The organism is Reyranella massiliensis 521 (assembly GCF_000312425.1).
Taxonomy (GTDB): Bacteria; Pseudomonadota; Alphaproteobacteria; order Reyranellales; family Reyranellaceae; genus Reyranella; species Reyranella massiliensis.
The window spans coordinates 2020380-2045855 of the sequence record NZ_HE997181.1 but is presented as its reverse complement, the minus strand read 5'-3'; the positions used below and the strand labels follow the sequence as shown (position 1 = coordinate 2045855).

The 25476-nt window shown below is 64.0% G+C and carries 30 protein-coding genes, 2 tRNA genes and 1 riboswitch; of the genes, 11 read left to right on the top strand and 21 right to left on the bottom strand.

What is annotated here, in order from left to right:
- The first annotated feature begins 12 nt into the window (after nucleotides 1-12).
- Nucleotides 13-1185 carry an MFS transporter gene (locus BN60_RS10100; RefSeq protein ID WP_020695920.1) on the top strand — a complete coding sequence of 391 codons (1173 nt, stop codon included), beginning with the start codon at nucleotides 13-15 and terminating at the stop codon, nucleotides 1183-1185.
- Here the strand turns inward: BN60_RS10100 and BN60_RS10095 are convergent.
- Complete coding sequence (locus BN60_RS10095; RefSeq protein ID WP_020695919.1) at nucleotides 1182-2708, bottom strand: M81 family metallopeptidase; 1527 nt, start codon at nucleotides 2706-2708, stop codon at nucleotides 1182-1184. The two genes, BN60_RS10100 and BN60_RS10095, sit on opposite strands and share 4 nt — an antisense overlap.
- 100 nt (nucleotides 2709-2808) lie before the next feature.
- Between BN60_RS10095 and BN60_RS10090 the strand changes: the two genes are divergently transcribed.
- Nucleotides 2809-3108 carry a hypothetical protein gene (locus tag BN60_RS10090; protein WP_020695918.1) on the top strand — a complete coding sequence of 100 codons (300 nt, stop codon included), beginning with the start codon at nucleotides 2809-2811 and terminating at the stop codon, nucleotides 3106-3108.
- On the opposite strand, the gene BN60_RS10085 is transcribed toward BN60_RS10090, so the two are convergent.
- Complete coding sequence (locus tag BN60_RS10085; protein WP_020695917.1) at nucleotides 3087-3611, bottom strand: TetR/AcrR family transcriptional regulator; 525 nt, start codon at nucleotides 3609-3611, stop codon at nucleotides 3087-3089. The genes BN60_RS10090 and BN60_RS10085 overlap by 22 nt on opposite strands.
- Nucleotides 3612-3757: 146 nt before the next feature.
- Here BN60_RS10085 and bdcA point away from each other — a divergent pair, with 146 nt between their 5' ends.
- Complete coding sequence (gene bdcA / locus BN60_RS10080) at nucleotides 3758-4471, top strand: SDR family oxidoreductase (protein ID WP_020695916.1); 714 nt, start codon at nucleotides 3758-3760, stop codon at nucleotides 4469-4471.
- Here bdcA and BN60_RS10075 read toward each other — a convergent pair.
- Genes BN60_RS10075 through BN60_RS10065 form a run of 3 tightly spaced genes read right to left on the bottom strand, consistent with a single transcriptional unit; the run spans nucleotide 4468 to nucleotide 6332 of the window.
- Nucleotides 4468-5355: an NAD(P)-dependent oxidoreductase gene (locus BN60_RS10075; protein ID WP_020695915.1), complete on the bottom strand. Its 888-nt coding sequence runs from the start codon at nucleotides 5353-5355 to the stop codon at nucleotides 4468-4470. The genes bdcA and BN60_RS10075 overlap by 4 nt on opposite strands.
- Nucleotide 5356: 1 nt before the next feature.
- Nucleotides 5357-5686 carry a DHCW motif cupin fold protein gene (locus BN60_RS10070; RefSeq protein ID WP_020695914.1) on the bottom strand — a complete coding sequence of 110 codons (330 nt, stop codon included), beginning with the start codon at nucleotides 5684-5686 and terminating at the stop codon, nucleotides 5357-5359.
- A 28-nt stretch (nucleotides 5687-5714) separates the two neighbouring features.
- The gene (locus BN60_RS10065) at nucleotides 5715-6332 is read right to left on the bottom strand and encodes an HAD-IA family hydrolase (protein WP_020695913.1); all 618 of its coding nucleotides are present in this window, start codon (nucleotides 6330-6332) and stop codon (nucleotides 5715-5717) included.
- A 44-nt stretch (nucleotides 6333-6376) separates the two neighbouring features.
- On the opposite strand from BN60_RS10065, the gene BN60_RS10060 reads away from it, so the two are divergent.
- Entirely contained in the window at nucleotides 6377-6943 is a 567-nt protein-coding gene (locus BN60_RS10060; RefSeq protein ID WP_020695912.1) for a GNAT family N-acetyltransferase, read from the top strand.
- Here the strand turns inward: BN60_RS10060 and BN60_RS28775 are convergent.
- A complete protein-coding gene (locus tag BN60_RS28775; protein ID WP_020695911.1) occupies nucleotides 6929-7549 on the bottom strand; it encodes a TetR/AcrR family transcriptional regulator in 621 nt (206 codons plus the stop codon). The two genes, BN60_RS10060 and BN60_RS28775, sit on opposite strands and share 15 nt — an antisense overlap.
- 116 nt (nucleotides 7550-7665) lie before the next feature.
- Between BN60_RS28775 and BN60_RS10050 the strand changes: the two genes are divergently transcribed.
- Complete coding sequence (locus BN60_RS10050; RefSeq protein ID WP_020695910.1) at nucleotides 7666-8292, top strand: LysE family translocator; 627 nt, start codon at nucleotides 7666-7668, stop codon at nucleotides 8290-8292.
- A gap of 11 nt (nucleotides 8293-8303) precedes the next feature.
- Here the strand turns inward: BN60_RS10050 and BN60_RS10045 are convergent, their stop codons facing one another.
- From BN60_RS10045 to BN60_RS10005, 9 genes are all read right to left on the bottom strand, one after another.
- Nucleotides 8304-8720, bottom strand: a complete 417-nt coding sequence (locus tag BN60_RS10045; RefSeq protein WP_020695909.1) for an ExbD/TolR family protein — start codon at nucleotides 8718-8720, stop codon at nucleotides 8304-8306.
- Between the two features lie 12 nt (nucleotides 8721-8732).
- On the bottom strand, nucleotides 8733-9467 hold the full coding sequence (locus BN60_RS10040; protein ID WP_020695908.1) for a MotA/TolQ/ExbB proton channel family protein: 735 nt from the start codon (nucleotides 9465-9467) through the stop codon (nucleotides 8733-8735).
- Between the two features lie 11 nt (nucleotides 9468-9478).
- Nucleotides 9479-10237, bottom strand: coding sequence for an energy transducer TonB (locus tag BN60_RS10035; RefSeq protein ID WP_148283370.1), 759 nt, complete (start codon nucleotides 10235-10237; stop codon nucleotides 9479-9481).
- Nucleotides 10238-10246: 9 nt separating this feature from the next.
- A complete protein-coding gene (locus BN60_RS10030) occupies nucleotides 10247-10939 on the bottom strand; it encodes a PepSY-associated TM helix domain-containing protein (RefSeq protein ID WP_020695906.1) in 693 nt (230 codons plus the stop codon).
- A complete protein-coding gene (locus tag BN60_RS10025) occupies nucleotides 10939-11622 on the bottom strand; it encodes a Fe2+-dependent dioxygenase (protein ID WP_020695905.1) in 684 nt (227 codons plus the stop codon). The genes BN60_RS10030 and BN60_RS10025 overlap by 1 nt, the downstream gene beginning before the upstream one ends.
- Before the next feature lie 19 nt (nucleotides 11623-11641).
- Entirely contained in the window at nucleotides 11642-13927 is a 2286-nt protein-coding gene (locus tag BN60_RS10020) for a TonB-dependent receptor (RefSeq protein WP_043283803.1), read from the bottom strand.
- A 147-nt stretch (nucleotides 13928-14074) separates the two neighbouring features.
- Nucleotides 14075-14151: transfer RNA gene (locus BN60_RS10015), tRNA-Arg, on the bottom strand.
- A gap of 67 nt (nucleotides 14152-14218) precedes the next feature.
- Nucleotides 14219-14521 carry an ETC complex I subunit gene (locus BN60_RS10010; protein WP_020695903.1) on the bottom strand — a complete coding sequence of 101 codons (303 nt, stop codon included), beginning with the start codon at nucleotides 14519-14521 and terminating at the stop codon, nucleotides 14219-14221.
- A gap of 34 nt (nucleotides 14522-14555) precedes the next feature.
- A tRNA-Pro gene (locus BN60_RS10005) sits at nucleotides 14556-14632 on the bottom strand.
- A gap of 86 nt (nucleotides 14633-14718) precedes the next feature.
- Here BN60_RS10005 and BN60_RS10000 point away from each other — a divergent pair.
- Nucleotides 14719-15126 (top strand): DUF2237 family protein, encoded by a 408-nt coding sequence (locus tag BN60_RS10000; protein ID WP_020695902.1) that lies wholly within the window; start codon nucleotides 14719-14721, stop codon nucleotides 15124-15126.
- Nucleotide 15127: 1 nt separating this feature from the next.
- Here BN60_RS10000 and BN60_RS09995 read toward each other — a convergent pair whose 3' ends face one another.
- Nucleotides 15128-16018, bottom strand: coding sequence for a PhzF family phenazine biosynthesis protein (locus BN60_RS09995; protein WP_020695901.1), 891 nt, complete (start codon nucleotides 16016-16018; stop codon nucleotides 15128-15130).
- A gap of 1 nt (nucleotide 16019) precedes the next feature.
- Entirely contained in the window at nucleotides 16020-17687 is a 1668-nt protein-coding gene (locus tag BN60_RS09990) for a formate--tetrahydrofolate ligase (protein WP_020695900.1), read from the bottom strand.
- Between the two features lie 77 nt (nucleotides 17688-17764).
- Here BN60_RS09990 and BN60_RS09985 point away from each other — a divergent pair, with 77 nt between their 5' ends.
- On the top strand, nucleotides 17765-18424 hold the full coding sequence (locus BN60_RS09985) for an O-methyltransferase (RefSeq protein WP_020695899.1): 660 nt from the start codon (nucleotides 17765-17767) through the stop codon (nucleotides 18422-18424).
- 4 nt (nucleotides 18425-18428) lie between these two features.
- Here the strand turns inward: BN60_RS09985 and BN60_RS09980 are convergent, their stop codons facing one another.
- Nucleotides 18429-18926, bottom strand: a complete 498-nt coding sequence (locus tag BN60_RS09980; protein WP_245539824.1) for a DUF192 domain-containing protein — start codon at nucleotides 18924-18926, stop codon at nucleotides 18429-18431.
- Between the two features lie 73 nt (nucleotides 18927-18999).
- Nucleotides 19000-19103, top strand: a riboswitch (TPP riboswitch).
- On the opposite strand from BN60_RS09980, the gene BN60_RS09975 reads away from it, so the two are divergent.
- From BN60_RS09975 to BN60_RS09965, 3 genes are all read left to right on the top strand, one after another.
- Nucleotides 19089-19805: an ABC transporter ATP-binding protein gene (locus BN60_RS09975; RefSeq protein ID WP_083856046.1), complete on the top strand. Its 717-nt coding sequence runs from the start codon at nucleotides 19089-19091 to the stop codon at nucleotides 19803-19805. (Overlaps the previous riboswitch by 15 nt.)
- On the top strand, nucleotides 19802-20539 hold the full coding sequence (locus tag BN60_RS09970) for an ABC transporter permease (RefSeq protein ID WP_020695896.1): 738 nt from the start codon (nucleotides 19802-19804) through the stop codon (nucleotides 20537-20539). Before BN60_RS09975 ends, BN60_RS09970 begins: the two co-directional genes overlap by 4 nt.
- Before the next feature lie 2 nt (nucleotides 20540-20541).
- Nucleotides 20542-21483 (top strand): ABC transporter substrate-binding protein, encoded by a 942-nt coding sequence (locus BN60_RS09965; RefSeq protein ID WP_020695895.1) that lies wholly within the window; start codon nucleotides 20542-20544, stop codon nucleotides 21481-21483.
- A gap of 7 nt (nucleotides 21484-21490) precedes the next feature.
- Here the strand turns inward: BN60_RS09965 and BN60_RS09960 are convergent, their stop codons facing one another.
- The gene (locus BN60_RS09960; RefSeq protein ID WP_020695894.1) at nucleotides 21491-22009 is read right to left on the bottom strand and encodes a cold-shock protein; all 519 of its coding nucleotides are present in this window, start codon (nucleotides 22007-22009) and stop codon (nucleotides 21491-21493) included.
- A gap of 122 nt (nucleotides 22010-22131) precedes the next feature.
- Between BN60_RS09960 and BN60_RS09955 the strand changes: the two genes are divergently transcribed.
- Nucleotides 22132-23010, top strand: coding sequence for an SDR family oxidoreductase (locus BN60_RS09955; protein WP_020695893.1), 879 nt, complete (start codon nucleotides 22132-22134; stop codon nucleotides 23008-23010).
- Between the two features lie 8 nt (nucleotides 23011-23018).
- On the opposite strand, the gene BN60_RS09950 is transcribed toward BN60_RS09955, so the two are convergent.
- Both BN60_RS09950 and BN60_RS09945 read right to left on the bottom strand, forming a co-directional pair.
- A complete protein-coding gene (locus BN60_RS09950) occupies nucleotides 23019-24131 on the bottom strand; it encodes an aromatic ring-hydroxylating oxygenase subunit alpha (RefSeq protein WP_020695892.1) in 1113 nt (370 codons plus the stop codon).
- Nucleotides 24132-24233: 102 nt separating this feature from the next.
- Entirely contained in the window at nucleotides 24234-25307 is a 1074-nt protein-coding gene (locus BN60_RS09945) for a LysR substrate-binding domain-containing protein (protein WP_245539823.1), read from the bottom strand.
- Nucleotides 25308-25476: the final 169 nt, after the last annotated feature.

Genomic DNA, 25476 nt, shown 5'->3' with positions numbered 1-25476 from the left:
TGTGACGGCGAGATGACAGTCGCCGTCTCTTCCTCGCCGACCGCCCGCAGGACGCTCACCGTCTGCGGTGGAGCGCATGCTCTCCACGATGGTTTCACCGACCTTCTGAACGTCCTCTATCCGCTGCTGCAGGCGCAGTTCGGCCTGAGCTATGCCGCCATCGGCGCCCTGAAGACCGTCTATTCCGGCGCCATGGCGACCGGGCAGATTCCCTCCGGCATGCTGGCAGAGCGTTTCGGTGGCGTGCGAGTTTTAGCACTCGGGACAGCGCTGATCGCCGTCGGTTACGGCGTCGCCGGCCTTTCGGGTTCGCTCTACGGTGTGATCGCGGGATTGCTGCTGGCAGGCATTGGCGGCAGCACGCAGCACCCGATCGCGTCGAGCCTGGTTGCCGCCATGTATCACGGCCAGCAGTCGCGCACGGCACTCGGCACCTACAATTTCACGGGAGATGTCGGCAAGGTCCTGCTCCCTGCGCTGTTCGCCATGGTCGCCGCGTCGCTCGGCTGGCAACAGGCTATGGTCGTGATGGCTGCCCTCGCCGTTCTCGGCGCTGGCGTCATCATCGCCTCGCTGAAGCCGATCGTCCTGCACGGCAAAGCCGAACTCTCCAAAGTAGTCGCCGGCCAGAACCGGCCGTGGGCCTACTGGCTCCTGTTCTCGATCCACATCGCCGACGACCTCGTGCGCACCGGCTTCCTCATCTTCCTGCCCTTCCTGCTGCGCGACAAAGGCGCGGACCTGCCGACGATCGGCCTCGGTCTGTCGCTGCTCTTCGCCGGCGGCGCGGCGGGCAAGCTGGTGATGGGCTGGGTCGGCCTGCGGCTGGGCGTCGTCCCCTCGGTCGTGCTCACGGAAGTCGCGACGACGCTCTTGGTTCTCGCGCTTCTGCCCCTGTCGCTGGATATCGCGCTGATCCTGCTACCGGCCGTCGGCCTGATGCTGAACGGCACGTCCTCTGTGCTCTACGGCACCGTTCCGGAGTTCGTGAGCCCTGAAAAGCGCACGCGCGCCTTCGCGATCTTCTACACCGGCGGTTCGGTGGCCGGCGCCACCGGCCCATTGCTGTTCGGCCTGCTGGGTGACGTCGTGGGCCTGGCGACGGCTCTCGTTGCCGTCGCCTGCGTCGCTCTCACCACCGTGCCGATGGTGTGGGCGCTGCGGCCTGCCTTCCGCGACGGCTAGGCGCCGTTCCAGACCGGCCCCATCGGCCGGAGCTTGATGCCCTTGCGCAGGTACTTGTAGGGCATATCGACCGGATCGGTGATGTGCGCGCCGGTCGACCGCACGACGAGGATGGTCTCCGCGATCGGCTGGAAGTCGGCCCGGAAATGGACCGTCGACTTGAGGCCGAGGATCGGCACCTTCGACGGCTCGACGCCGACATGGCGGAACATCTCCTGGTCGGCCGCCTGCACGCGCTTGGCCGCCAGCACGGCCGAAACGCCGCTCGCCTCGTCTGTGACCAGCGCCATCGGCCCGATCTGGAACTTGGCGCCGCCATAGAACGGACCCGTGCCCGTGAACTTGCCGTCGCCGACCTTGACCACGCGCCAGTCGGCCTCGACCGGCGTTTCGCCGCCATATCCCACGACGGCGCCGATGCCGCGTCGCATGATATTGCCTTCACCAGCCTCGGCCGCAGCCTTGGCGGCCTCCTCGTCGACGATCATGCCGATCACCGCGCCCTCTGCCTTGTGGCGCATAAGGGCCGCCAGCAGGCCAACGGTATCCGACGTTCCCCCGGCGCCGGGATTGTCCTGTACGTCCGCCAGCACGATGGGCTTCTTCGCGCCCTTCGACAGCTCGATGGCACGAAGCGCCGCTTGGTCTGGATCCAGCAGCTCGCCGTCGAAGGCCTTTTCGTGCGCCTTTACGGTTGCCGCCAGTTTGTCGGCCGCCGCTTCGACAGCTTCCTTGTCGTGGCCGTAGACCACGAGCGCGGGGCCGCACTGGGCGATGTCGGCGGGCGGGAATCCCGGCGTATGGGTAACGCTGACGATGCCCTGGTTGTGGCTCTTCTCGCCGGCTTCAAGCTCGCCCACGAGATCGAAGATGCCTTTGGCCGGCTCGATGAAGGTGCACTGCCAGACCAACGGGATCAGGAAGTCGAGCTGGCGGTAAGCGCGATAGACCGGCCGCTTCTCCTTCAGAAGCTTATCCAGCAGCTCGATGGCGCGGCTGCCTGTCACCGCCATGTCGATATGCGGATAGGTCCGATAGCCGACCAGAGCGGTGGCCAGCTTCGCCATCTCCGGCGTCAGGTTGGCGTGATAGTCGAGACTCGCCACGATCGGCAGTTCGTTGCCGACGATGCCGCGGATGCGCCGCAGCAACTCGCCTTCGCCGTCCTCTGTGTTCTCGGCGACCATTGCGCCATGCAGGTCGAGGTAGACCGCGTCGAACGGACCATGCTTGCGCAGATCTTCGTCGAACAGCTTCCACATCCGCTCGTAGGCATCCTTGGTGACGTAGGAGGCCGGCGCCGCCGCTGCCCAGGCCAGCGGCACGATCTCGTGGCCAAGCTCCGCGAGCTTCTTGACCGCACCTGCAATCGGAATGTTGTAGCCTTCGACGCCTGCGATCATTTCCTGCCCGCGCAACAACGGCGGCCAGGCGTCGGCGCGGACAAACTCCTCCCAGGTGGCCTGCTGCGGCGCGAACGTATTGGTCTCGTGCTGAAAACCGCCCACTGCAATCCGCGCCATTGCGCTCTTCTCCCCTTCACATGAATTCTGTCGGGGCCGACCATAGCACCAGCAATCGAGCCAAGGAGCGTGCCAAAATTTGCATCTCGCCCGAGCAACATTGAGCCTTGTGACGGTCCTGTGCGCCACAGCCTGCGGACCGCCCGGCTCGTGGCAAAGGGCCGGTACCGGCAGTACCGCGACCGCCGCCGATTGGGCGCAGTGCAAGCAGGTCGCCAAAGAGGAAGCGGACCGGCGCTACGTCTTCAGTTTCCCCTTCCCCTATCCACCGGGCTGGGGCGGACGTCAGCCGAGCTATCTCGAATGGCAGCAGCGCTTCGAGGCGGTCAAATCGCAGGAAGAAAGCCGCCTCGCCGACACGTGCATGCGCGAGAAAGGCTATGCCCGCGCCGCTTCGTGACGAAAGGCCCGACTCGCCGCTTCCGCGAAGGCCTTGAGTGTCGAGGCCTTGGCGCCATCACGTGCCGCCGACGACATGCCTGCGAGGGCAATCACCAGCAGGTCCGCGAGTTCGTCGGCCCGTGTGGGAAACTCCGTCGCGATGAAATCGCGGATGCGGGCGCGGCCGGCCACTTTCAGGGCCGCTACCAGAGCACGAGCCTCCGGATCGGTACTGTTGCGCGCGCCGTCTATCACCAGACAGCCCGCCGTGCCGTCCCGCTCCGGGTAAATCCGGGCTGCTTCGAGCAATGTCCGCTCGATCACCTCCGCCACGGACCCGCCTTCGAGGAGTGCGTTGTTGAAGACATTGGCCTTGCTTGCCGTGTAACGCTCGAGAGCCTGCTCGAAGAGACCAGCCTTGCTGCCGAAGGCGGCGTAGAAGCTGGGCGGCTTGATACCGAGTTCGCTCCCAAGCTCGGCGACGCCGACCGCGTCGTAGCCGCGCCTGTGGAACAGCTTCACGGCCCTGTCGACTGCTTCGTCTATGTCGAAAGAGCGAGGCCTCCCGCGTGGCTGGGCTTTTTTTGTAGCGGTCACTAAAAATAATCCTTGCGTGCCGGTCGCTGGATTAATATATAGCGACCACTAAATAATACAAGGAGGCCGACATGGCCGATTTTTCCGGCAAGAACATTCTGATCCTGGGCGGCAGCCGCGGCATCGGCGCCGCGATCGTTCGCCGCTTCGCGGCAGGCAGTGGCAGGGTCGCGTTCACCTATGCCGGCTCCAAGGACGCTGCCGAGGCATTGGCCAAGGAGACGGGAGCGGAGGCCATCCTGACCGACAGCGCCGATCGCAAGGCGCTGACAGCCACCGTCGCCGGCCGTGGCGCGCTCGATGTACTGGTCGTCAATGCCGGCATAGCTATTTTGGGAGACCCGCTCACCATCGAGCCGGATGCGGTCGACCGTCTCATCGACGTCAATGTACGTGCCCCCTACCACGCAGCAGTCGAAGCCGCGCGGAAGATGAACCGCGACGGCCGCATCATCGTGATCGGTTCGGTCAACGGCGACCGCATGCCCTTTGCAGGTGGAGCTGCCTATGCCCTTACCAAATCCGCCGTCCAGGGAATGGTGCGCGGCCTCGCCCGCGATTTCGGCGACCGCGGCATCACGGTCAACAGCGTGCAGCCTGGCCCGACCGACAGCGACATGAATCCGGCCAACGGACCGATGGCGGGTCTCATGCACAGCTTCATGGCGGTGAAGCGCCATATCCGCGCCGACGAGGTTGCGGAACTGACGGCTTATCTCGCTGGCCCATACGGCGCGATGATCACCGGCTCGATGCAGACAATCGACGGCGGCTTCGGGGCTTAGCCTTTGCCGGCAGCGTCTTCGATGGAGCGCAGCAGGACGGGCCAGTACTCCTCGCCATGGCCCAGTTCCACGGCACGCTCCATCAATTCGCGAGCGACGTCGGCGCCCAACGCCGGCACGCCGGTCTCATCCGCCATTTCGATGGCGTAACTCAGGTCCTTGAGCGCGTACTTCGTCGAGAAGGCACGCTCGGGGAACACGCCCGGCAGCATCGCCTTCATGCCGTGATTGCGCAGCGCGAAGGAGTCCGCCGAGCCTTTGGTCAGGGTCTCGAACAGGACCTTGCCATCGACATCGTTAGCCCGCGCGATAGACAGGGCCTCGCCCAGCGCCACGACGGTCTGGAACAGGATCATATTGTTCAGGATCTTGACCGTCTGCCCGGCACCCGCCTCGCCGCAATGCGTGACCTCGCTTGCCATGTGGCGCAGCAACGGCTCGATGCGCCCGAAGGTTGGCGATGTCGCCCCCACCATGATCGACAGCGTGCCGTCGATGGCGGCTTGCCGCGTGCGGGCGACGGGCGCGTCGGCGAAGGCCGCTGCCCTGCCCTCGAACTCGGCATAGAGCCGCCGCGCCAGACGGGGCGGCGCCGTGCTGAGGTCGACAACGGTCCAGCCGAGCTTTGCCTTGGTCGTGAGCCCGTTCGGGCCGAGACAGATCTCCTCCACTTCCTTGCCCCCCGGCAGCGACAGGAAGATCGTGCGGCAGCTCTCGGCGATCTCGTCGACCGAGGCCGCCTTCACGCCGTCGGCAGCCAGCCGTTTCAAAGGTGCTTCGTCGCGATCGGCCGCCAGGACCGTCATGCCGCTCTTGCGCGCCAGGTTGCGGCACATCGGCTCTCCCATGGTGCCGACGCCGATGAATCCGATCATGTCCGTCATGTCAGTCCACTATGAAAAGTTTGGCGCCCTTGTCGGTGCGCGAACGGTGGGCAAGCGTGCCATCGGCCACCTGGTAGCTCTGGCCGGCTTTCAGGACGACAGTCCGCCCATCCGCCAGTTCGGTCGACAGCTCGCCTTCGAGCACCAGCAGGACATGGCCCTTCTGGCACCAATGGTCCGCGAGATAGCCCGGTGTGTATTCGACCATGCGCACACGGATGTTGTTGAAGTTTCGCGTGCGCCAGAACGCCTTGCCGGTTTCGCCGGGGTGTTCCGTGCGCTCCACGCCGTCCCATTCGGTCGTCCCGAAGGGTATGTCGAACATCAGCATGGCCAAACCTCTAACATGGAATCGACGATCAGCCCCAGTTCGCCAACGCTTGTTTGAGACTTTCCGGGCCGCGATAGAGCATGGCCCGCCAGCCGCAGGCACGCGCCGCGTCGACGTTGGCGGCCGAATCGTCGACGAACAGAATCGACTGAGCCACGGTCACGCCCATCCGGGCCTGGGCGTTGGTGAAGAACACCCGTTCGGGCTTCGGGACCCCCAAGGCCGCCGAATAGATGATCTCGTCGAAATGAGCGCCGAGCCCTACCTGGTCGCGCAGGTAGGCGACGCGATGGTGCTCCTGGTTGGAGGCTGCGAAACAGCGCCCGCCGGTACGCTTCCGCCAAGCATCGGCCTGGGCCAGCACCTCGCGGTCGATGATGGCATCCTTCTCGAACCAATAGGCGACGAACTCGTCCAGGCGATCCGCAAGGCCCTTCGCTTCGAGGTAGTCGTGCAGGGCGACATAGAGATCCAGACGGCCGCGAACGACCTCCCGGAAATCGCGATGGAAGAAATCCCGCGCCATCTCATCGTGATCGAAGCCCCAGTCGGCCTTCAGGGTCGCGTACCAGGGATGAGGGGCGCCGGGGTAGCCGAGCGAAATGACGCCGTCGATGTCGAGGGCGAGGACGGGACTGGAACTCATAGGCGAGCATGCTACAGCAAGGCTTCGGTCCGCAGGAAAGTCCTTTGCAACTCGTCGTCCCCTCCCTGGCCTATCTCGGCGAGTATGTCGCCGCTCTGAAGCGCGGCTGGTCGCCGGACAATATCAACCCTGAAGAAACGGCACGGGATGAACTCGAACTCATCGAGGAAGGTGCTGCGGCGTTCGTCGCCTTGCTCGATGATCGCGACGCCAAGGGTGGCCCGATCGCCTTGCCGGACGGAACGTTCGTGGCCAGACTTCCAGGCTATCGGCGTTGGATGTGGGACGACGGCTTCTGCGGCTCGATCAGTTTTCGCTGGCAACCCGGGACACCAGATCTCCCTGCGCATTGCCTCGGCCATATCGGCTATGCCGTTCCGGCCTGGAAGCGCCGGCGCGGCTACGCGACCAGGGCACTCAGGATGCTGCTGCCGGAAGTCGCCAAGGAGGGTCTGCCCTACGTGGAGTTAACGACGGATTTGGACAATCTGCCGTCGCAACGGGTCATCACGGCCAACGAAGGCTACCTAGTGAAGCGCTTCACCAAGATCGCGGCCTATGGCGACAATGTCGAGGCGCTGCTGTTCCGGATCGCCCTACCTGCCACCTGAGCGCACGACCGTTTCGGCCATGGCGGCGAGAGCCGCGAGGCCGCGCGCCTTCAGGCCACGCGACGAATCACGGCCTCCAATTTCGCCCTCCAGCACGAGGGTGATGAAGCCATGCATCGTTGCCCAGGCAAAATCTCTCATGCGCTGACGGACCTCGCCCGAGACCTGCGTGTCGGCCGACTGAAGGGCAGCGTCGACGGCGGCAGCCTGCAGGCGGCGGATCTCGGAAGCTCCCTCGGCCACCTCGAGGCGATTGGCCTCCCGGCTGAACATCAGCTGGAAGAGGACGGGATTGGCCGCGGCAAAGGCCATATATCCAACTCCCAGGCCGACGAGCTGGGCTGTACCGTCACCGCCGGCCCGTTCGGACTCGGTTGTCATGGAGGCGCTCAGTTCCTTGAAGCCTCGCATCGCGAGCTCCGCCAGAAGGTCGTCCATCGAGGCGAAATGATGCGCTGGTGCTGCATGGGATACCTCGGCACGCCGGGCGCATTCACGCAGCGTGAAGCCGCGAACGCCTTTCTCCTCCAGGAGCTTGCGGCCTGACGCTACCAGCGCTTCGCGCAGGTCGCCATGATGGTAGCCTCGGGTCTTAGGACGGTTCATTCGGCCTCCGGCAAGATCGTAAGCCGATAATCTTGACGATGGAAAGAGGCCAAATTCCGGCTGACGCCTCAATCTATACATGGCTTGATCGCCGAAATCTGTGGAGTGTTTTGCCCATGAGTTTCGAGAGCTGGGCGGCCTTCGCCGCCGCGTCGACCATCCTGCTGGTCATTCCGGGACCGACCGTCCTTCTGGTTGTGTCCTACGCTCTGGGACAGGGCTGGCGTACGGCATTGCCGATGGCAGTAGGCGTCGCCCTGGGTGACTTCACAGCCATGACACTCTCGATGCTGGGACTGGGCGCCCTGCTCGCCACGTCGGCGACCTTGTTCACCATCCTGAAATGGCTGGGCGCCGCCTACCTCGTCTACCTGGGCATCAAGCTCTGGCGTGCTGGCGGGACACTGGACGCCCAGCCACGGACGGATGCCATATCGGCGGTGAAGATGCTGGGGCACGCTTGGCTGGTGACGGCGCTCAACCCCAAGAGCATCACCTTCTTCGTGGCCTTCCTGCCCGCCTTCCTCGATCCGACAGGAGACTTCCTGACCCAGATGCTGGTCTTCGAGACCACCTTCCTGGTTTTGGCCTTCGCCAATGCCTTCGGCTACGCGCTTGTCGCTTCGCGCGCCCGTCGCTTTGCCTCGAACCCTCGGGCGATCGGTGTGGTCAACAAGGTCGGCGGCGGCCTTCTGGTCGGCGCCGGCGTCGCCACCGTGAGCTTCGCAGGCTCGCGCACGTAGCCGATTGGAAGCTAGCGTTCGGGCTCGCTGACGAAGGCCACTTTCGACAGGCCAACCTTGGAGGCGTCGGCTAGGGTCTGGGCGACGTAGCGATACGGCACCGTCTGATCCGCCCTCAGGTAGACCTCGGGCTGCGGCCGCTTCTGGCCGGCCTCGGTGAACCGTGCAATCGCGTCTTCGCGCGTCAGCCGTTCGCCGTTCCAGAACAAGCCGCCCTGGGCATCGATGGCAAACTCGATCTTCTCCGGCTTCTGCAGCTCGGCGTTGGCCGTCGCGCGTGGCAAGTCCAGCTTAACGACGTTCGTGAGAAGTGGCGCTGTCACGATGAAGATCACCAGCAGCACCAGCACGACGTCGATCAACGGCACCATGTTGATCTCGGCCATGGGCTGAGAGGAGGATTTGCGCTCGAAGCTTCCGAAAGCCATGGTCGCCTCCGCTCAGCTTACGGCCGCGAGCGGCGCGCCGGCCGTCCGAGCGCGACCGGCTTGCAAGGCGCGGCCCATCGACAGGAAGGTCAGCAGCTCGAAGGCGAAAGCGTCAAGCTTGGCGGTCAGCACGCGATTGGAGCGGGTAAGCCAATTGTAGCCCATGACCGCCGGCAGGGCGACGGCGAGGCCGATGCCCGTCATAATCAGCGCCTCGCCGACCGGCCCCGCGACCTTGTCGAGCATGCCCGAGCCGCTCATGCCGATGGCGACCAGCGCGTGGTAGACGCCCCACACCGTGCCGAACAGGCCGACGAACGGCGCGGTGGCGCCGATGGTCGCCAACATCGTCAGGCCGTTCTCCAACGCCGTGGTCTCCTCGTCGAGAACCTTCTTGATGGTCCGCGTCAGGAACTCCTGCTCGCTGCCGGCCTCTTCGAGCTTGGCGGCGCCGAACTTGGCATGATGCGCCTGGGCATGCAGCGAATGCGCTGTCAGGTGGCCGAACGGCTCGCGCACGCCATGAACCGTAAGTTCGTTCTGCACGGCCTCGAGCGAGGTCGCACTCCAGAAGAAGTTGAGGAACTTCTTGCTGCGCCCCTGGCGCACAACCTGGCTGATCCCCTTGTAGATGATCAGGTACCAGGAGATTGCAGACATCACCGCGAGTACGCCCAGCAGGACCTTCGCGACGAGGTCCGACTGCGCGATGAAATGGCCGAAGCCCAAACTCGATGCATCGCCCATGAGACGCTCTCCTACTGCAACACGAATCTGATCGGAACGAGAACCCATACCGCCTGTGCCAGCCCGCCTTCCGAATAGGGGCGGAACTGCGAGGCGCGTACGGCGCTGATGGCTGCCTCGTCGAGGGCGGTATGGCCTGACGACGATTGCAACGAAACCTGACTGGGGCGGCCGGTGATATCGACCAGCACACGGACCGTGGCCGTCCCCTGCTCGCCTGCACGACGCGAGCGTGCCGGATAGACCGGATTGGGCGGCACGAGATAACCGAGCTGCGAGGCCTGCACGGTCCGCGGCGCAGCCGGCGCTCTCGGGGCGGCCTGCTGCGGGGTCGTATCGACCGGCGCCTTTGGCTGGGGCGGCCTCTGCACCGGCTTGGGCGGTGGCGGTTTGGGCTTCTCAGGAGGTTTCGGTGGCTCCGGTGGCCTTGCCTCCACCGGAAACTCCGGCGGCGGCAAATCGGGAGGCGGCGGTTCGATGGCGGTCGCCAGCTCCGGCAACGGAATTTCAGGTGGTGGAGGCTCTTCGGCCAGGGGGATCTCCGGCGGCGCAGGTTCGGCGGCGGACACCATGCGCACTTCCATGGGCGCGACATCGCCCACGATCAGCTTGACCGGCTCGACCTGGCTCAGCGCCCAGCCGCCGCCGACATGGAAGAAGATGACGAATGCCAGCAGGCCGCCGCGCATCCAGAGCGACAATGGTTCGCGAGAAGGTCCGGGTTGACCGCCAGCCAATGGCGGAATCGTCGAGGTGGGCGATGCGGTCACGACATGCCCCTAGAGCTGCAATGGGCCGACGGCGAGCGCCATCGTGACGGCAACGGCTACGCCGAAGATCGCAATCCCGACTGTCCGGCGACGATGCGTCTCCCACCACAGGATGGCGCCGCTGATCGACAGGAAGATCATGCTGCCGGCCAGGGTGTCGATCAGCAGGATCCAGGGCACGGGCATGGTTGCGCCCTTATGCAGGTTGGTCAGTGTCGCGACGAAGCCATTCTTCGTCGTGCGCACGTTCGCCGACTTGTTGCCAACCCAGTATTCGACCTGCACGACCTTGTTGGGTCCGCCGAAGTTCAGGGTCCAGCGCTCGGGCTGCATGAGTGGCCGAGCGTCGCTGCCCTGCCCCGCTCCCCGCTCGGCCCACGGCACCAGACGGGCGCGCTCAATGCGCGTGCTGTTGGCCGGGCGGTCGAGTTTGAACGACTTCTGGAGCCAGGCGCCCAGGGCGTCGATGGTCTCCGGACGTGGATCGGGCAGCGCGAGTTCAGTCTGAGCTTGATGCTGGTCAGGCAGCGGCATCTTCAAGGTGGCGCGATGGTTCAGCCAGATGCCGCTGAAACCGAACATTAGCCCGAGCAGTGCACCCCACAGGCCGAACCAACCGTGCGTACGTCTGACCCAGCGCACGAAGGTCAGTCGACGGTTGACCTTGTTGCTTCCCAGGGCAGTAGCGGCGGCGGTGCCCATCAGGTCTCACTCCATTGCCTGACGAGGTTGTGATAGCAGCCGATCAACGATCGCCGCGCGATCTCGTCGGCATCGGTCTGGTTGAGGCGCTGGATGGCGTTGTCCATATCGTGAAGCAGCGCACGCTGGCTGTCCTCACGGATCAGGCTCTGCACCCAGAAGAAACAGGCCGTGCGCGTACCCCGCGTGATCGGCGTGACCTGATGCAGACTGGTCGCCGGATAGACGACCATATCGCCGGCACCGAGCTTGATGCTGTGACGGCCGAACGTATCCTCGATCTGCAGTTCGCCGCCGTCATAATCGTCGGGATTGGTAAGAAACAGCGTCGCCGACACATCCGTACGCAGCTTGGCCCCGGTCTGCGGGTTGATGCGCACGCTACCGTCGACATGCGCCCCGAACTTCATGCCCTCACCGTAACGATTGAACATCGGCGGATAGATGGCGTTCGGCAACACGGCGCTGATGAACGTCGGGTGACGTTCAAGTGCCGAAACGACGATCCGTTGGCATGCCATCGCCACGTCGGAGAGTTCGTCGATCTGCTGGTTGAATTTTACCGGAGCGCCCTGATATCCGGCGGTGACGCGGCCATCCACCCAGGAATTGGCGCGGTCCAGCCGCTCGCGCAGACTGACGATCTGCGCGGCATCGAGCACATTGGGAATGCAGATCAGCATGTCCGAGCGGCCGCCTCCCTCACAGGCGATAGTTGAGGGTAAGCATCGCCGTGATGCCTGCGCCTGGCACCGCGCGGCCGCCATCCGACGCAATGACGCCTTCGTAGTACATCGTGTCGAACAAATTGTAGACGTTGAGGCGCACGTCGTACTTCGGCTGCTTGTAAGCTGCTGTCAGGTCGAAGCGGGTGTAGGCCGGGACCGTTACTGTGTTCTGGTTGTTGGCGTAGCGCGCGCCCATGTAGAACATGCCGCCGCCGATCTCGTAGGTGTCCTTGATCGTGTAGGTCGTCCAGATGTTGCCGGAGTCTCTCGGCGTGTTGAGCGGCACGTTGCCCGTGGTGTTGGCCGCCGTGCCGTTCAGGATCCTGCCGTCGAGATAGGCGTAGCCGCCAAAGATCTGCCATTCGGGGAGGATGCGGCCGGCAAAACCGATACGAGCGCCCTGCACCTGGATCTGGCCGGTCGGCGAGAACGTGCCGTCGGGATTTGTGGTACGGGCATTGTTCTTGACGATGCGGAACAGCGCACCGTTGAGAGACAAGTTGCCCTTCAGCAATTCGTACTTGGCGCCGATCTCGAACCCTGCGTTCGTCTCCGGCGGCAGCGCCGTCGTGCCGGTCGTCGACGTAAGCTGCTCAAGCGATGGATTGAACGAAGTGCTGTAGGAGAAGTAGTAGGACTGCTCCGGTGTCGGCTCAAGAATGATGCCGGCACGCACGCTCGTGTATGTGTCCGTCTGCGTATAGTACGGAACGGCCGTGTTGCCAGGGGTGTTCGCCGAGTTGATCGAGTTGCCGATCTGCGCCGTATAGACGTCCCAGCGCACGCCGCCGACCAGCTTCAGCCACGGCATGACCTGGATCGTGTCGTTGGCGTAGATGCCAGCGCCCCATGCCTGCGACGAAGCATAGTTACCCGGGACCGACGGCACGTTCGCCGGCGTATCCCCGCCCGTCGTAAAGCCGGCGGGCACACAGCCTACCGAGCCGGTCGGCAGCGCGGTGCCATTACAGGTGCCAGTGCGCGAGAAAGCCTTGTTAGTGTAGGACTCGTAGTTCAGATCGACGCCGGCGAGCAGCGTGTGACCGATGGAGCCGGTGTTGAACTTGGCCGTCAGCTCAGTCTGGTTTTCGAGTGTAATGTCGTTGATGTTGCGATCTCGGCTCAACTGGCGAACGTAGAGCGAGCTGAGCGGCAGGCCGCTCTGGACCGGCCCGCCCGGCCAGGCGGCCGGCGCCGCAACGAAGGAGCCGTTTGGCGCAAGCGAGCCCACGAAACCGCCCGATGTCTCTTGGACAGCCGTGTTCACCCACACGAACTCGGTTTGGTTGCGCAGGCTGAGGTTCAGATTGAACTTATGATCGACCGTGGCATTCAGCGCGACGACATCTTGGGCCGTGTAGTCGGAGTTGAAGCCCCAGGCCGTGTTGCGCGGAGCGTTGAGCGGGAAGCCGTTGAGGTTCGGCACGCCATAGGCCACCTGATCCTTTTTATGCTGCAGGATCGCGGACAGGGTGATTTCGGTCGGCGTTCCGATGCCGAGCTTCACCGAGGGAGCGATGCCAAAGTCGAGCACGTTCGTCTGATCCAGGGTCGAGGCCTTGCCGGCCTGAAACATCATCGAGACGCGGGCCGCGTTGGTTTCCTCGAACGGCACGTTGACGTCAGCCGTCGTGCGCACGAGGCCATTCGTCGTGGCAGAGAGGCTGAGTTCCGTCGCCTGCTTCAGGAAGGGCTTCTTCATCACCTGGTTGATGACGCCGCCGGTCGACCCGCGGCCGAACAGCATCGACGACGGGCCCATCAGGACCTCGACCTGCTCCAGGGCGAAGACATCGCGATAGTACTGGCCGCGGTCGCGCATGCCGTCGAGATAGATGTCTGTACGGGCAGAGAAGCCGTTCAGATTGATGTTGGTGCCGATGTTACCGCCTTCGGCCGAGCCGATAGTCACACCTGGTGCGTTGCGGACGGCTTGGTCGAGGGTCGTGACGCCCTGCGATTGCATCAGCGCCCTGTTAATGACGACGACCGACTGCGGCACGTCCATCAGGTTCCCGGCGCCGAGCCGGTTGATCGAGCCACGCGTAACCTGAAAGTCTTCGCTGGGGCGACTGCCGGAGACCGTGATGGTTTGCATGGTGGCCGGCGCGCCGGTGGCCGGGTCGCCAGGCTTATTTTCAGTCGGTGGTGGTGCCGTAGGGTCTTGAGGTGTCGTGCTGGCCGGCGACTGCTGGGCCATGGCGGTTGGGGCTACGAGCAAACCAAGAAGGGCTGTCGTTGCCGGCGTACGCTTCGCCATGAAAACTCCCCCGATAAAAACGCGTCCCCCCTCAACAAGGGCGAATGCAAGTCATTATCATAGAGGAAAGACGATATTGCGAATGAATCGCACACAATTTTCGGACGCAGCCTTGCAAAGGCATGACACAGGCAATGCAAGGAAGAATGGTGCGCCCGGTTGGATTCGAACCAACGACCTACCGCTTAGAAGGCGGTTGCTCTAATCCCCTGAGCTACGGGCGCCTCAGTCAACGCGACACGAGCCCCTCTCCGCGGGCCGGAGTTGAATGCGACGGCAAAATATGCGCGATCAGTGTGTCCAGCGGCCAATGCGTCCGTAGGCGAAATTGTCGGCGTAGGCCTTGGGTCTGATCGGCCGGCTATGCGGCTGCTCGATCGTATACTGCCAGCCATTCTTTTCAGCATGAGCTTTGGCTTCTTCCAATGTCGGGAAGAAGAGCCGGACTTGCTGCATTGTATTGCGCGATCCAGTCCAGCCCATCAGCGGATCGATCTCCTTGCGCGACGGCTCCGGTTCGAGCACCCATTCCAAAGTATTCGCCTGACCGGACTGCATGGCCGTCTTGGCCGGCTTGAAGATACGTACCTGCATGGCCCCCGCTTCTCCGTCGACGGTGTGCTGGTGCTGGTCGGGGCGGCCGGATTCGAACCGACGACCTTCTGCGCCCAAGGCAGACGCGCTACCAGACTGCGCTACGCCCCGTTGCCGACACCGCCACAATGACGCGAGGGTTTCTACCAGCGGGCCGGGCCGCTCGAAAGTGCAATTTCTGGATGATAGAGTGACGCATGTTCGATCAGACGCCTGAAGAAGGCCGCCCAGGCCGCGCGCCGTCGATCAATGTCCTCGGCGGCGTGCTGGAGCCCTGCTCCACAAGCCCGGTAACCGGCTTCTATCGCGACGGATGCTGCAATACCGGCCGCGAGGATGTCGGCCTGCACACGGTTTGCGCCGTCATGACCAGCGAATTCCTGGCCTTCTCCAAGGCAAGTGGCAACGACCTCAGCACGCCGATGCCGCAATACGGCTTCGCCGGCCTGAAGGCGGGAGACCGCTGGTGCCTCTGCGCCAGCCGCTGGAAGGAGGCGCTCGACGCCGACGCAGCGCCGCTGGTCGTCCTCGAAGCCACGCATGCGGCCACCCTGCATGTCGTGTCGCTCGAAGCGCTGAAGCAGCACGCCTTCAAGCCCCACTGACCTAGAGCTCGGCTTCTCCGCGCAGGACCGGAACGCACTGCCCGGCGATCGTCGCACGGATACCATCTGCACCACGACGAGCCACCACCTGCAGCAGGCTCGGCCGGCCCATGACGACACCCTGACGAATGTCGAGCCGCTTCTCGGCATCGCTCGACAGCGAGAGCAGCAATGCGCCGAGCGGCCCTGCCGCACTGCCGGTCGCGGCATCCTCGAACGTACCGCCGAGCGGTGCGAACATCCGCGCCTGAACCCTGCCCTCACCTTCGTGCGCATAAAGATAGAGTCCGAGCCGGCCCTTGAGCGCACTCTCACGCGTCACCGATTTGCGGAAGGCCGCGATGTCCGGCGCGGCGCGCTTCAGCGCCGCCGCCTCGACTTCGGCAATGACGAAAGGGTTGCCGAGCGACGCCTGGATCGGCCTGTGCGACTGAACAATCACTTCGTCTGTCTTCAAGCCGGCACAGGCCGCGATCTCCTCGACAGGTAGCTCGACGCCGAGTGATAGTGGCTGCGGCGCGGCGATCGTCGCACCTACCGGGCCGCCCGATTCATTGCGCTGGATTTCGATCTCGACGAGGCCGGCCAGTTCCTCGAACAGCAGCTTGCCGTTCTTGTCCCTGCCCTGCTGCGCCAGCACATAGCCGGTGCCGACGTTAGGATGCCCGGCGAAGGGCATTTCGGTCGTGCGCGTGAAGATGCGCACCCGCGCCGTGTTGGCAGGATCGTCGGGCGGCAACACGAACGTCGTTTCGCTGAGATTGAACTCGGCGGCGAGCGACTGCATCTCGGCGTCGCTCATGCCGCTTGCATCCGGAAAGACGGCGAGCGGATTGCCGCCGAACCGCTGGTTTGTGAAGACGTCGACCGTAACAAAGGAATACCGGCGCATGTCAGTGGAGCCCGTCGACTTCACCGGAAGCCGTGAGGCGGATGTGTTCGGCGGCGGGAACACGCGGCAGGCCGGGCATGGTCATGATGTCGCCGGCGAGTGCCACGACGAACCCGGCACCGGCCGAAAGCCTCACCTCACGGATCGGCAGCGTGTGGCCCGTCGGCGCGCCACGCAGCTCAGGATCGGCGGCGAAGCTATACTGCGTCTTGGCGATGCAGACAGGCAGCTTGCCGTAGCCCGCCGCTTCCAGCGCCTTGAGGCGTCGTTGTGCCGGTCCGGCAATGGAGAGACCCGATGCGCGATAAATCTCACGCGCCACCGTCTCGATTTTCTGCGAAAGTGGCAGATCGTCGGGATAGAGCGGCTTGAATGCGGCCTTACCTTCGTCGAGGGTCGCGACCGCCGCCCGAGCCAGCACCTCGGCGCCGGCACCACCCTTGGCCCAGTGTTCGCAGAGATGGGCCTGGGCGCCGGCAGCCGCGCACTTCTCCTCGATCAGCTTCAACTCGGCAGGCGTGTCGGTCAGGAATCGGTTGATTGCGACGAGTACCGGCAGCCCGAACTTGCCCAGGTTCTCGACGTGGCGCAGCAGATTCGGCAGACCGCGTTCGACTGCCGCAACATCCTCCTTCGCCAAAGCCTTTTCGTCGGCCCCACCATGGAGCTTCAGGGCCCGCACGGTCGCGACGACGACGGCGAGCCCCGGCTTCAGGCCAGCCTGCCGGCACTTGATGTCGAGGAATTTCTCGGCGCCGAGATCGGCGCCGAAGCCCGCTTCCGTAACGACATAGTCACCCAGTGCCAGGGCCGCACGCGTCGCGATCACCGAATTGCAGCCATGGGCGATGTTGGCAAACGGACCGCCGTGGATCAGTACGGGATTGTTTTCCAGCGTCTGCACGAGGTTGGGCTTGGCGGCATCCTTGAGAACGGCGGCCATCGCTTCGGATGCCTTGAGGTCGCCCGCCGTGACCGGCTTGCCGTCACGCGTCTCGGCGACGACGATCTGCGACAGGCGCTTCTCGAGATCGGGGAGATCGCGGGCCAAGCAGAGGATCGCCATCACTTCGGACGCCGTCGTGATGTCGAAACGCCCCTGGCGCGGAAAGCCGTTGGCAACGCCGCCCAGGCTCACCACCATATCGCGCAGCGCCCGGTCGTTCATGTCCATCACACGCGGCCAGAATACGCGGCGGCTGTCGATGCCCAGCGCGTTGCCCCAGTAGATTTGGTTGTCGAGCATCGCGGCCAGCAGGTTGTGGGCCGTCGTGATGGCGTGAAAGTCTCCAGTGAAATGCAGGTTGATGTCAGCCATTGGCACGATCTGCGCCTGACCGCCGCCGGTGGCACCGCCCTTCTGTCCGAAGCAAGGACCGAGGCTTGGTTCGCGCAATGCGATGGCTGTCTTCTTGCCGATGCGGTTGAGTGCATCGCCGAGACCGATCGTGGTCGTGGTCTTCCCTTCGCCGGCCTTGGTCGGGCTGATGGCGGTGACCAGGATCAGATGCCCTTGTTTGCGGCCTTCGAGCGACTTCAGGAAAGTGCCGTCGAGCTTGGCCTTGTCGCGGCCATAGGGCTCCAGCGCTTCATCTGGGATGCCGAGCCGTCCGGCGACTTCGTTCATTGGCTTCTTGATTGCGCGCCGCGCGATCTCGATATCCGACATTATCGTTCCTCAAGCCCTACCACTCGACAGAGCCAGGACCCTAGCGGGCCAAGCCAGTCGCGCCAACCGGAGAGACCATGAAGAGCTGGCCGAAAATCGAAGGCGCCGTTGCCGACTATGTCGATGCAAACTGGCTACGTGAGCCGCCGCTGCGCCGGCGGCTGCGCGAGGAAACGGCGAAAATGCCGGGCGCAGGCATGCAAATTTCAGCTCATCAAGGCCAACAGATCGGCCTGCTCGCCCGGATGATCGGCGCCCGACGTGCCGTGGAGGTCGGTACCTTCACCGGCTATTCCTCGCTTTGCATCGCCGAGGCTCTTCCGGCCAATGGCAAGCTCTGGTGCTGCGACGTCAGCGCCGACTGGACCAACGTCGCGCGTCGCTACTGGAAGGAAGCGGGTCTCGATGGACGCATCGAACTCACTCTCGGCCCTGCACAGGACACGCTCGACTGGCTGCTGGCACAAGGCCTGACCGAACAGCTCGATCTCGCCTTCATCGATGCCGACAAGGAGAACTACGACACCTACTACGAGCGCTGCCTCAAGCTGGTGCGTCCCGGCGGTCTCATCCTGGTCGACAATGTGCTGTGGGGTGGTTCGGTCGCCGACCCGGGCGATACTGATACCGATACCCAGGCAATCCGCGCGCTTAACGCCAAACTCAAGTCCGACAAACGTGTCGACCTGGTCTTGCTTGCCGTCGGCGACGGGATGACCTGCGCCCTGAAGCGCTGAGGATTCAGATGTTGCCGAAGATCTGGTGTTTGACCTTGTCCCCCGGCTTGATGCCGAGCATCCGGGCACTGCCGCCGTTGATCTCGAGAACGGCACGCACCGGAAACTTGCTGGGAATCGGATCCGTCGAATGCGGCACGGCATTGGCGTGAATACTGCGGATCGTGCCATCGGCAGCGATGAAGAGCATGTCAAGCGGGATCAGCGTGTTCTTCATCCAGAAGCTGACCGGCGCCTCCTGGAAGAAATCGAACAACATCCCGTCGTAAGGGCCAAGCTTCTCGCGGAACATGAGGCCCCGCGCCCGCTCGGCATCGTTGAGTGCCAGCTCGACATCGAACTTGAGCTGGCGGCCGCCGGTTTCGATCAGCAGTGACGAACGCTGGAACTGGATGTCCCCGCTGTTCTGCGCGAGGACGGCGCCGGCCGCCAAAGCGAACGGTGCAGCGAGAAGGAGTCGACGGCCAAGCCGCACTCCGGGACCAGCAAATGCCATAGCCATGGATAGAGCGTGGGCGGCGATTTCGTCAAACGGATGACGCTTGCGTGACCGAGGCTCTGTAACCATAGTGGCCCCGCTCATCGGGGGGAGCCGCTTTGCGGCTGAGAGGTCCGAAAGGACGACCCCGGGAACCTGATCCGGTTAATGCCGGCGTAGGGACTGGTGGCTGTGTTGGTCGTTCCTTCTCTCTCCGTGCGCGACGCGCGCATCGCCTTCGGCGGCTACCTTGTTGCCGATCGGCTATTCTTTGAGGCTCCTGCAGGTCAGACGACTTGCCTGCTTGGGCGCAGCGGCGTCGGCAAGACCTCCCTGCTCCGCCACCTCGCCGGCCTTCTTCCCGGCACAACACGCGCAGCCCCCCTTGCCTACATGGCACAGCAGGATCGGCTGCTCCCCTGGCTCGGGGTTCTCGACAACGTGCTCCTGGGCTACCGCCTGCGCGGCGACGAGGCCGCCCGCCGCGCCGCCGAACCGCGCGCCCGCGCCCTGCTGGCCGAGGTTGGGCTCGGTGGCAGGCTGAATGCCCTGCCACGCACCCTCTCCGGCGGCATGCGCCAGCGTGCAGCCCTGGCCCGAACCCTTTGCGAGGACCGGCCGGTGATCCTCATGGACGAGCCGTTCGCGCAGCTCGATGCCGTGACGCGGCTCGACCTGCAGGATCTTGCCGTGCGCCTGCTGGCCGGGCGAACGGCGGTGCTGGTTACCCACGACCCCCTCGAAGCGCTGCGCGTGGGCCACGAAGTCCGGGTCCTGCACGGATCCCCTTTCACCGTCGGCCCCGCAATCGTCCCGCCGGGCCCTATGCCGCGCGACCCCGCCGATCCGGTTTTGCTCGCCCTTCAGGCACGCCTGATCCGCGATCTTCGAGGCGCGGCATGAGGCCATTCATAACCGCGCTGGGCCTGCTCGCGGCGTGGGAACTCCTCGTGCGACTCACGGGCGTGCCGACCTATATACTGCCGCCTCCGTCGCGGATCGCGTCGATCCTGGTCGATCGCTTCGACCTCCTCCTGGAGCAGGCTCTCTGGACGGGCACCGAGATGATCCTGGGCTTTGCGCTGGGCCTGACCCTCGGCGCGGCCCTTGCCATCGTCTTTGCAGCCTCGGCTGGCTGGCGGCGTTGGGCCTTGCCCTTGGTGATCGTCTCTCAGGCCATACCCGTGATTGCCGTAGCGCCTCTGCTGGTTCTGTGGCTGGGCTACGGCATGGCTTCGAAGGTCGCGATGGCCGCCCTGGTAATCTTCTTTCCTGTCGTCAGCAGCCTTTACGATGGCCTGCGCCGAACCGACGAAGGCTGGCTCGAGTTGGCGCGTACGATGGATGCGCCGCCACGCGCGATCCTCCTGCAGATCAAGCTGCCTGCGGCCTTGCCTGCCTTTGCGTCCGGCGCCCGGATCGCTGCGGCGGTGGCACCGATCGGCGCAGTGATCGGGGAATGGGTCGGCGCAAGCGCCGGTCTTGGTTATCTGATGACCCAGCAGCTCGCACGCGGACAGACGCCGCTCGCCTTCGCCGCCCTGTTCGTTCTCTGCCTGCTCGGCCTCGGGCTTTACACGGCCACCGACCGCCTCCTGCGGCGGTTGGTGCCGTGGCAATCGTTTCAAGGAGACTGACGATGAAACTACTGGTCCAACTGATTGCCACACTGGCCCTAGTCTGCGCCGCGTTGCCTGCGGCTGCGCAGGACAAAGTTCGCCTTCTACTCGACTGGTTCGTCAATCCCGACCATGCCGCGCTGGTGATCGCCAAGCAGCGTGGCCTCTTCACCAAGCACGGCCTCGACGTCGAGATGATCGCGCCTGCCGACCCCAATGCGCCGCCCAAGCTGGTGGCTGCGGGCCAAGCCGACTATGCCGTCTCCTACCAGCCGACCCTGCAGATGCTGGCGGCCGAGGGGCTGCCTCTGGTGCGGGTAGGTGTCCTCGTCGCCCAGCCGCTGAATTCGCTGGTCGCCCTCGAAGACTCGCCCATCAAAACCATCGCCGACTTCAAGGGACGCAAGATCGGCTATTCAGTTTCGGGCTTCGAAGAGGCCGTCCTTGGCGCCATGCTGGAGAGCGCCGGCCTCTTGTTGAAGGACGTCACCCTCGTCAACGTCAACTTCGCCCTGACGACGGCTCTGATGAGCAAGCAGGTCGACGGAGTGATCGGCGCCTTCCGCAACTTCGAACTGAACGACCTCGAGATCAACAAGACGAAGGGCCGGCTCTGGCTCGTCGAGAAGCACGGCGTGCCAATGTATGACGAGCTGATCCTCCTGGCGAAACGCGAGACGGTCGACATCGCCCGCACCAAGAAGCTGCTTGCCGCGATCGCCGAGGCGACTACCTGGCTGAAGGCCAATCCGGCCGAAGGATGGGCGATCTTCTCCAAGTACGGCAAGGAACTCGACAACGAGCTTAACAAGCTTGCCTGGAAGGACACGCTTCCCCTGCTCGCCGACGATCCTGCCGCGTTGGACCGCGCGCGCTACGAAGCCTTTGCCGGCTTCCTTGCGAAGCGTGGCCTCATCAAGCAGGCAGCGCCCCTCGACAGCTACCTGCGAGACATCAGGTGAATGGAAATCAAGTGGCCCTGATCTCGACGACCTGAAGGCCCTTCTGGCCTTCGGCAATCCGGATCATCACCTTCTGGCCAGGAGCTAGCGAATCCATGCCGTGGCGTCGCAAGACTGCGGCATGGACGAAGATATCTCCGTCCTCAGCTTCGCGCGTGACGAAGCCATAGCCGCGCTCATTATTGTACCACTTCACAAGAGCTGCAATGTACTCACCCATGGCGACGCCATCCGGAATCGGTGGCGGCTTGGGCGCAATGGCAACGGCCGTCGACGAGTCGACGTCGAGCACCCTCATGACCTGCCAGCCTTTCGGGCCGCGCACGCCAGCACACACAACCGTTGCCCCGGGCTTGAGATCCTCATGCCCAGACTGACGAAGTGTCGTCACATGCAGGAACGCGTCGCTGTTGTCACTATCGAGGGCTAAGAACCCATAGCCCTTTACAGCGTTGAACCACTTGACCTTACCACGCAGCTCAACCGAACCGACGTCCCCGCTCGTCTCTCCCTGTTGGGTCGTCATTCAACGATCCCGTGTTGTTATGCGGAAATCCTAGCATCCCGGATGGACTAAGCAACAGGGCTTGTGGGGATTCGCGGCTCAAACTAGACGAAATGTTCTTAAGTTTTCGGGAGGTGAGTTCGATGTTCAAAAACGACCTGTTCAAAGGCAAGCGTTTCCTCGTCACCGGCGGCGGAACGGGCCTCGGTCGCATGATGGTGGAGAAGTTCGTCGAGCTGGGTGCAGACTGTGTGATATGTGGCCGGCGCGGTGGCGTCCTCGAGGAAACCGCCAAGCAGGTGATGGAAAAACACCCCGGCCGGCGAGTCGATGTGCACACCGTCGATATCCGCGTCGCCACGGCGGTCGAGGAGATGATCGAGCAGATTTGGGCAACGGGCCCGCTAGATGGCTTGGTCAATAACGCCGCCGGCAACTTCATCTCGCAGACCAAGGATCTGAGCCCGCGCGCCTTCGACGCGATCGCCAACATCGTCCTGCACGGCACGTTCTACATGACCAACGCTTGCGGCAAGCGCTGGATCGCCGAGAAGCGGAAGGCGAGCGTCCTCAGCATCCTCACGACCTGGGTATGGACCGGCAGCCCCTTCGTCGTACCCTCGGCGATGTCTAAAGCCGGTGTCGCCGTCATGACCCAGAGCCTCGCCGTCGAATGGGCGCGCCACGGCATACGCCTGAATGCCATCGCGCCGGGCCCCTTCCCGACCGAAGGCGCTTGGGCTCGCCTCAATCCGCTGCAGGAAGGCAACGACAGCCGTTACAACACCCGCAACCCGATGGGTCGAGTCGGCAAGCCGCACGAGCTTGCCAACATGGCCGCGTTCCTGATGAGCGAGGAAGTCGAGTACATCAACGGCGAGGTCATCGCCATCGACGGTGGCATGGGCATCATGGGGAACGGCACGTTCTCCAACATGATGTCCTATAGCGAAGACGACTGGCGCCGCATTCGCGAGCAGATCCAGTCGACCAATGCCGCCGACAAGGTGAAGCGCGGCTGAGCCGCGGTCTACGTTGCGGAGAGCGCCGTCGTCAGCGTCCGGTGGAAGTGGACGATGGCGCTCTCGAAGTGGCCGAACGTGAAAGCCTCGTTGGCGCCACTGGCAAGGCCGCGCTGGATGGCATGGACGACGGCGCGGTCTTCCAGGGCACCGGTGTTGCCAACAAACTCGGCGTCCCGCTTTGCCTCCGCGATCGCCGCCGGATCGTCGCCACCGCCGTTGCTCAGCGTGTAGGTGAATTGGCGCGTGCGATCGACCGCCAGCGGCTCCAGGATGATCACGTTGGTATGCCGTGACAGCACGGTCACCAGCACATTGGGAAACAGGTGATAGACATAGGTAAGGAGCCCTTCGACGCGGCGCTCCCGCGGCGGCACCTTGGCCAGCTTCTTGATGCGCTGGAACGGATAGGTAACCCGGCTGTTGCGGCCGAACAGGTCGATGACATTTAGATTGTCGAACCCGTACGGCAGGAAGCTGTCCGGGTGAGTCGACTTGATGTGATAACCCTCGATAAAGCTCTCGAGGAAGATCTTCCAGTTGACGTCAAAGTCCCGTTCGGCGGTCGCGAACAACCGTTGGTCGGGGTTGATCAGCCTGTCGAGCCCTTCGAGCGGATCGCCGCCTGCGGCAGGTTCGTCCTGAGTCACGAAGACGAGACCAAGGCGCTCCGTCGCCGTGACTGGCATCAGCGGATGCGCCTCCTTGTCGAAGCCTGGGAAGCCGCCTTCGTGCGGGATATGGCGCAGGCGTCCTTCGAGATTGTATGTCCAGCCATGGTAGCGGCAGACGAAGGCGCGAGCACACCCCGCCCCTTCGGCGATCTGCATGCCCCGATGTCGGCAGGCGTTGCGGAACGCACGTACCTTGCCGTCAACGCCCCGCGTTACGACCAGCGGCACGCCTGCGGCTTCGCGGGCGATGTACGAGCCGACTTCCGGTAGCGCGGCCGAAGGACAGAAAGGAACCGGAGAGCGACGGAGCACTCGCTCCATCTCGGCTTTCATTCGATCCGTCGAACGATAGTTGGCGACAGGTTCCCGCCAGACCTCGTCACCGAGATCGGTCGTGCCGTTGGCCATATGATCGAGGACGCGCTGCGCTACCGATTGATCATCCATTCCCGGCTTCATGCTGGTGTTCCTTCTCATTCTGCTTGGTCGAGCATAGGTGAGGCTCAGGACAGGACAAAAGAAAGCAACGGACCGACGCTTGAGCGAGATTCAACTGTTGGCGGCCAACCCGGCGATCAGCCAGCGCTTGAAGCCCCGTAATGCGGCGTTGTGGCTTTCTTCCGGACGATGCAGCAGCCAATAGGCACCGGTTGGATTGGTGAGGGCTACGGGTCGGCAGAGCGTTCCGGCCGCCTCGCGGTCTGCGAACAATGGCGTCAGGCCGAGCGCGACGCCGGCGCCGCGTTCCGCGAGTTGGAGGGCCGCTTCGAAGCTATCGACCCATACCGCTTGCTTTGCCTTGCTGGCTCCCGCTCCGGCTCGGCGGAGCCATTGCGGCCATGCATACGGAAATGACACGACGTGGATCATCGGTGCCCGCACCATGTCGGCCGGGCGGCGCAATTTCAATCGCCGCACCAGCTCTCGCGTCGCCACGGGAACGGCGTGCAGGTCGAGCAGATGCTTGCCGACCAGCCCCGGCCAAGTGCCATCGCCTGCTCGGACCGCCGCGTCGAACGGTTCATTTTCGAGATCGAGAGGCCCGACGGAATTCTCGATGACCAGCTCGATGTCTGGATGGCGTGCCATGAAATCCGCGATACGCGGAAGGAGCCAGGCCGAAGCAAAGAGCGGCGAGACGCTCAATCTTAGCCGACGGCTGGCTTCTACCCCGACCAGCGGCGAGGTTGCCCGGACGAGCTCGCCGAACGCCCGTCCGGTCGCTCTCGCCAGGGTGCGTCCTGTCGGGGTTACCTCCACCGCACGATGCGCCCGGACGAACAGCGCCCCACCCATCGCCCTCTCGAGATTGCGTATGCGATGGCTGATCGCTGACGGCGTGAGATGCAAGGCTTCGGCAGCTTCCTTGAAGCTGCCCAGCCGCACGGCTGCATCGAATGCCTGCAAGGACAGAAGCAGGGTCGGTTTCAATCGGCTTGCGGCAGGCAGAGGTTGGGCCGCTCGCAGGAAGCGCGGCGCGACTGCGGTACGGACGGCCATGCTGTCGAGTGTGGCGCCCGTTCCGCTTCCTGTCACGCCGGCACCGAGCGCGCATCGCCCGCCTGAAAGGACCCTTTGCAGGCATGCTTCGCCGCCGATTGGCCACAGCCAGGCCATGGACATCGGTTGCAGCTCGCTCGTCAACTCGCCCCACGATCACGGGCGGCCTTTCGCGCCGATTGCCTGTCGGCGATAGCGATTAAGGATTCAATCCGACCTGTTGCATTCGTGCAACAGGCCCAAAAACATTGATACGAAAGGCTTTGCCGCCGCGAATCTGCCGAGCATTATA